This window comes from Burkholderia sp. Ac-20384 (assembly GCF_017104605.1).
Lineage (GTDB): Bacteria > Pseudomonadota > Gammaproteobacteria > Burkholderiales > Burkholderiaceae > Burkholderia > Burkholderia lata.
Genome location: NZ_JAAGPE010000436.1, coordinates 1 through 5,781, shown reverse-complemented (window position 1 = coordinate 5,781; position 5,781 = coordinate 1). Strand labels below are relative to the sequence as shown.

Below are 5,781 nucleotides of genomic sequence, written 5' to 3'. Positions count from 1 at the left end.
GCCGCACGCGGCTTGAGCGTTCGACTGCCGCGCGCGGTGCGCGGCTTCGGTGTCAGGCTGCCTTCGCGTCGAGCGCGGCGCGCGCGCAGGTTTCGTCGGTGACGAGGCCCGACAGCCAGCCGCCACGCAGCGCGGCGATCACCGCGTCGCGCTTCTTCGGGCCGCCGGCGAACGCGATCGTCGGGCGCTTCGGCGGCGTGGCGAGCGACACGCTCGTCACGCGCGCGCTCGTCGACACGGCGATCTGCGTACCCTGCGCGTCGATCGGCACGCCGAGCAGTTCGGCCACCGCGCCGAGCGCGGTCATCTCGTCGCGCTCCTGTTCGGTGATGAAGCCGTCTTCGTAGAGCGGGCAGTGCGGGCCGATGTTGCCGATCCCGACGAACGCGACATCGGCCTTGCCCGACAGCGCCTCGACGATCCGGTACAGCCGGTGATTGCACCACTGCGCGCGCTCGGCATCGCTGTCGGCGAACAGCGGCGCGGGCAGCAGGAAGTGCTTGCTGCCGGTTTTTTCGGAGATGTACTGCGCGACGTCGTAGCGGTTCGACGAACCGTCGGCGGCGATTGCGCCGACCATCGACACGAGCCGGTGCTGCGGGCGGTCGATCTGCGCGATCTGCGCGACCGCGGCCTTCAGCGTCCGGCCGCTGCTGACCGCGATCACCATCGGCCGTGTTTCGTTCAGGTAGCGCTCCATCACCTGCGCGCCGGCGACCGCGAGCTTGCGGTCGATCGCGTCGGGCGCGTCGGCATCGACGGGCACGACTTCGCACATCGCGAGGCCGTAGCGCTTCGACAGTTGCGCGCCGAGATCGAGACAGTCGGCGAGCTGGTGGTCGACGCGCACGCGGATCAGGTTCTTCTCGACCGCGAACGCGACGAGGCGCTGCGCGACCGGGCGCGACACCTGCAGCTTTTCCGCGATTTCGTTCTGCGTGTCGCCCGCGACGTAGTAGAGCCACGCGGCACGCGTGGCGAGATCGAGTTTTTCTGAGGACTTGGACACGATAGCGATTCGGTTCGGATCTGGGGGCCGCCCCGCGGGCCGGCCGGCGGGCCGCATGACGGCATCCACTGTACCGCATGTCGCGCGCGCGGCCGGCGGCCGCCACGCGTGACGTGCGGCGCTTACGCGAGCCGCGCGCGCGACGGTTCGTACAGCGGCTGCACGTGACGGTACAGCGCGCGGAACGCGTCGAGGCGTTCGCGCAGCAGCGCATGGCGGGCGGCATCCGGCGCGTACTCGGCGCGCACCGGCGGCTTGGCCAGCACCGTATGCGGATCGCCGCCGACGGCCAGCCAGCCGAGCCGGGCCGCGCCGAGCGCCGCGCCCGTTTCGCCGCCGCCGTGCTGGCGCGTGCGCACGTTCAGCGCATCGGCGATCAGTTGCGCCCAGAACGCGCTGCGCGCGCCGCCGCCGATCAGCGACAGCTGATCGGTTTCGACACCGGCCGCATGCAGCGCGTCGAGACCGTCGGCGAGGCCGAGCGTCACGCCTTCGAGCACCGCGTAGCCGAGGTGTGCGCGTTCGGTCGCATGCGTCATCCCGAAGAACACGCCCTGCGCGTACGGATCGTTGTGCGGCGTGCGCTCGCCGGACAGGTAGGGCAGGAACAGCGGCGCCGTCGCGAGTGCGTCGGCGTCGAGCGCCTCGACTTCGGCAAGCAGTGCGGGCTCGTCGGTGCCGGTCAGCTTGCAGACCCAGCGCAGGCAGCTCGCGGCCGACAGTACGACGCTCATCAATTGCCAGCGATCGGGAATCGCGTGGCAGAACGCATGCACGGCCGATGAAGGGTTCGGCATGAAGCGATCGCCGACCACGCTCAGCACGCCGGACGTGCCGAGCGATACGAAGCCGTCGCCTGCATGGATCGCGCCGATGCCGAGCGCGCTCGTCGCGTTGTCGCCGCCGCCGCCGGCCACCACGACGGCTTCCGACAGCCCGAGTTCGCGTGCGATGTCCGCGCGCAGCGTACCGGACGGCGCATTGCCTTCGACGATGCGCGGCATCTGGTCACGTGTCATTCCGCATGCGGCGAGCAGCGCGTCTGACCAGTCGCGGCGCGCGACGTCGAGCCACAGCGTGCCGGCCGCGTCCGACGGATCGGACACCTTCGCGCCGGTCAGCCGGAACCGCAGGTAATCCTTCGGCATCAGCACGCACGCGGTCGCCGCGAACACGTCGGGCTCGTGCTTCGCGACCCACAGCAGTTTCGGCGCGGTGAAGCCCGGCATCGCGAGATTGCCGGCCAGTGCGTGGAGATCGGGCGCGCGTTCGGTGAGCAGCGCGCATTCGTCGGCGCTGCGCATGTCGTTCCACAGGATCGCGGGGCGCAGCACGCGGTCGTCGCGCCCGAGCAGCACGGCGCCGTGCATCTGACCCGACAGGCCGATGCCGCGCACGGCCGCGAACGCCTGGCGGTGCCGCTCGCGCAGGGTCGCGAGCGCGGCGAGCGTGCCTTGCCACCAGTCGTCCGGATGCTGTTCGGCCCAGCGCGGATGCGGCCGCGACACGCTGAACGGCGAGCCGGCGGTGCCGACGACCGTGCCGTCCGGGGCGAGCAGCAGCACCTTCACTTCCGAGGTGCCGAGGTCGATGCCGAGATACATGAGCGATCCGTTCCGTCAGTGGGGAGTCGCTACTTTAGCCGCGCGGCCGCGCCCGTGCCAAGGCAGGTTCGCCCGGATGCGGGTCAGCGTGCCGCGAGCCATGCGTCGACCCGCCAGAGTCCGCCGCGGATGGCCTCGAACAGCGCCGCGTTGCCGGCGAGCGAGCCCCACAGCTGCCGGTTCGCGCACAGCGCGACGACGGGGTCGGTGGCGCCGACGATCGCCCGCGCGGCGCTTTCGTCCATCACGCCGTCCTGGTACGCATACGGCAGCGCGCCGCGCGCCCAGCGTTCGAGAAAGCGCAGGAACAGCGCGGGCAGCACGGCGGTCGCGATGGGCGATGCGCCGCGTGCGAACGATTCGGCGAGCGTCGGCGCGATGAAGCCGGGGATCTTCGAGAAGCCGTCGGCCGCGACGCGCTGATTCGTGTCCAGCACGTACGGGTTGCCGAAGCGTTCGAGCACGACGTCGCGGTAGCGCGCGAGATCGAGCGGGCTCGGCGTGAGACAGGGGATCACGTCCTGCGTCACGTAGTCGTGCGCGAAGCGGCGGATCGCCGCGTCGTGCGTGCCTTCGTGGATATACGTGTGGCCCGCGAGCGTGCCGGCCCACGCGATGCAGCTGTGCGTCGCGTTGAGGATGCGGATCTTCGCTTCCTCGTACGGGTGCACGTCGTCGACGAGTTCGGCGCCGGCCAGCTCCCAGCGCGGCCGGCCGGCCGCGAAGCGGTCCTCGATCACCCACTGGATGAACGATTCGCCCATCACCGGGCACGCGTCGTCGATGCCGGTGGCGGCCAGCACGCGCTCGCGCACGTCGGCGGTCGGGCGCGGCGTGATGCGGTCGACCATCGCGCTGGGTGTCGCAACGTTCGCATCGAACCATGCGAGCAGGTCGGCCTGTCCGCGCCGTTCGAGGAATTCGCGCATTCCCGCGCGAAAGCGCGCGCCGTTGTTGCGCAGGTTGTCGCAGCTCTGCAGCGTGAGCGGGCCCGCGTCGCGTTTCACGCGCTCGGCGAGCAGCGCCGCAAGCGCGCCGTACAGCGTCGTGCGCGCGCCCTGCAGGTCGGCCGCGAGATCGGCGTTCGCGATGTCGAGCCGGTTGTGTTCGTCGAGGTAGTAGCCGCCTTCCGTGACGGTGAACGACACGATCCGGCAGGCCGGATCGGCGCCGGCGTCGATCAGCGCGGCGAGGTCGATCGACCACGGCAGCACGCGCGTGATCGCGCGGATCGTCTCGTACGCGCGCTCGCCTTGCGGCGTGACGGTTTCGAGCGTGTAGGCGCCGTGCTGCGCGGCGAGCGCGTCCATCGTCGCGTGCATGTCGTCGCGGATGTTGCCGACGGTCAGCGACCAGCGCTCGTCGGCCGGGACGGCCGCGTTCACGCGATGCAGATACCACGCCTGGTGTGCGCGGTGAAACGAGCCCGCGCCGATGTGCAGCAGCACGGGCGTGCGGGCGGAGGGCGATGCGCTCATCCGGGGTCTCCTGTTCGTGCCTGACTGTCCTGTCGAATACGATCATTTGCTCTTTTTGTGAGCGAATGATCGTATTCGAGCGAGCGAAAGTCAAGGCGGGGAAACGGCATTTCGATGGTGCGCTGCGGCGGCGCGTGCGGGCAGGACGGGGAGGGCGCGAACGGGCGGCCGGTGCGAAAAGCGCCGTCAGCGTCCTTCGCGCGTCAACGCGACGAGTTCATCGAGCAGTTTCCCGGCCGGCCCCGGCAGGATGCCGTGGCGGCGCCGGAACGCGGTGAGCGTGCGCACCGCGACGACCTCGCGCACCGGCAGTGTGTCGATCGTGCCGGCGCGCTGCTCGGCGCCGTACATCGGCTCGGCCATCCAGCTCAGGAAGCCGGCATGCGCGACGAGGCTTTTCAGCGTAGTCACCGAGCGTGTCTCGACCGCGATGTCGGGCAGCGCGAGCCCGTGCGCGTCGAAGGTCGCGCGCATGTGGTCGAACGGCGCGGTGCCGCGCGGCGGAATCGCCCAGCGCGCGTGCAGCGTATCGGCGAGCGTCGGCGCGCGGCCGAGCGCGCGCAGTGGATGGTGCGGCGCCGCAACGATATGGCTGCGATCTTCCCAGCGGCACTCGGGAATCGCGACGATTTCATCGGTGTCGGGCCCGTGCGCGGACAGCGCGAGGTCGATCTCGTGCTTGTTCAGCCCTTCCGCGAGCCGGTCCCACACGCCTTCGATGATCTCGACGCGCAGGTTCGGCCAGCGGTCGAGCACGCGGCCCACCGCGACCGGCAGCACGAGGCTCGCGATGCTGCCCACCGTGCCGACCTTGATCGTGCCCTTCGCGAACCCGCGCATCGCGTCGAGCTCCTCGCGCGCGTGCTCGGCCTCGTGCTGCAGCAGCGTCGCGTGCGGCAGCAGTGCCTCGCCGAACGCGGTGAGCTGCACGCCCTTCGAGTGGCGCTCGAACAAGGGCGCACCGACCTGTTCCTCGAGCCGCTTCAGGATCCGGCTCAGCGCCGGCTGCGTCACATGCAGCGCGTCGGCCGCGCGGCCGAGGCTGCCGCACGCGACGATCGTCGTGAAGGCGCGCAATTGTCGGAGATCGAAAGTCATGTCGGAACGGTATGGCTTATCGCAAAAAATACAGTATCGGTGAATGGCTTGCGCTTCGATACTGTGGAAACCGCCAAGCCACCGAGGAGCGCCGAGCATGTCTGGCCATCTACCCCCTTCCGCCGCACCGATCACCGTTCGCGATGCGGTGATCGACCTGCTTCGCCAGTTCGGCATCGACCGCGTGTTCGGCAATCCCGGCTCGACCGAGCTGCCGATGTTCCGCGACTTCCCGGACGACTTCCGCTACGTGCTCGGCTTGCATGAGGCCGTCGTGGTCGGCATGGCCGACGGCCACGCGCAGGCCACCGGCAACGCGGCGGTCGTCAACCTGCATTCGGCGGCAGGCGTCGGCAACGCGATGGGCAATCTCTTCACCGCCTTCAAGAACCGCACACCGCTGATCGTCACCGCGGGCCAGCAGGCGCGCGCGATCCTGCCGTTCGACCCGTTCCTCGGCGCGACGCAGGCTGCCGAGCTGCCGAAGCCGTACGTGAAATGGAGCATCGAGCCTGCGCGCGCGCAGGATGTGCCGGCCGCGATCGCGCGTGCGTACCGCATCGCGATGCAGGAACCGCGCGGCCCGGTGTTG

Annotated in this window: 5 protein-coding genes; 1 reads left to right on the top strand and 4 read right to left on the bottom strand. The window is 70.3% G+C overall.

The features are described 5' to 3' along the window. Positions 1-52 precede the first annotated feature (52 nt). From G3O00_RS39155 to G3O00_RS39140, 4 genes are all read right to left on the bottom strand, one after another. A complete protein-coding gene (locus tag G3O00_RS39155; protein WP_011353028.1) occupies positions 53-1,066 on the bottom strand; it encodes a sugar-binding transcriptional regulator in 1,014 nt (337 codons plus the stop codon). 65 nt (positions 1,067-1,131) lie between these two features. Continuing rightward, entirely contained in the window at positions 1,132-2,613 is a 1,482-nt protein-coding gene (xylB, locus tag G3O00_RS39150; RefSeq protein ID WP_206146197.1) for a xylulokinase, read from the bottom strand. Between the two features lie 83 nt (positions 2,614-2,696). Further along, the gene (dalD, locus tag G3O00_RS39145; RefSeq protein ID WP_206146196.1) at positions 2,697-4,091 is read right to left on the bottom strand and encodes a D-arabinitol 4-dehydrogenase; all 1,395 of its coding nucleotides are present in this window, start codon (positions 4,089-4,091) and stop codon (positions 2,697-2,699) included. 186 nt (positions 4,092-4,277) lie between these two features. After that, the gene (locus G3O00_RS39140) at positions 4,278-5,189 is read right to left on the bottom strand and encodes a LysR family transcriptional regulator (protein WP_206146195.1); all 912 of its coding nucleotides are present in this window, start codon (positions 5,187-5,189) and stop codon (positions 4,278-4,280) included. 97 nt (positions 5,190-5,286) lie between these two features. On the opposite strand from G3O00_RS39140, the gene G3O00_RS39135 reads away from it, so the two are divergent. Further along, positions 5,287-5,781, top strand: a 495-nt coding sequence (locus tag G3O00_RS39135) for a thiamine pyrophosphate-binding protein (protein WP_277399375.1), incomplete at its 3' end; no start/stop codon positions are given.

Excerpts from the sequence above, each read along its gene's own strand:
- G3O00_RS39155 (WP_011353028.1), bottom strand. The coding sequence starts at position 1,066 with ATGCGGCCCGCCGGCCGGCCCGCGGGGCGGCCCCCAGATCCGAACCGA.
- xylB (WP_206146197.1), bottom strand. The coding sequence starts at position 2,613 with ATGTATCTCGGCATCGACCTCGGCACCTCGGAAGTGAAGGTGCTGCTG.
- dalD (WP_206146196.1), bottom strand. The coding sequence starts at position 4,091 with ATGAGCGCATCGCCCTCCGCCCGCACGCCCGTGCTGCTGCACATCGGC.
- G3O00_RS39140 (WP_206146195.1), bottom strand. The coding sequence starts at position 5,189 with ATGACTTTCGATCTCCGACAATTGCGCGCCTTCACGACGATCGTCGCG.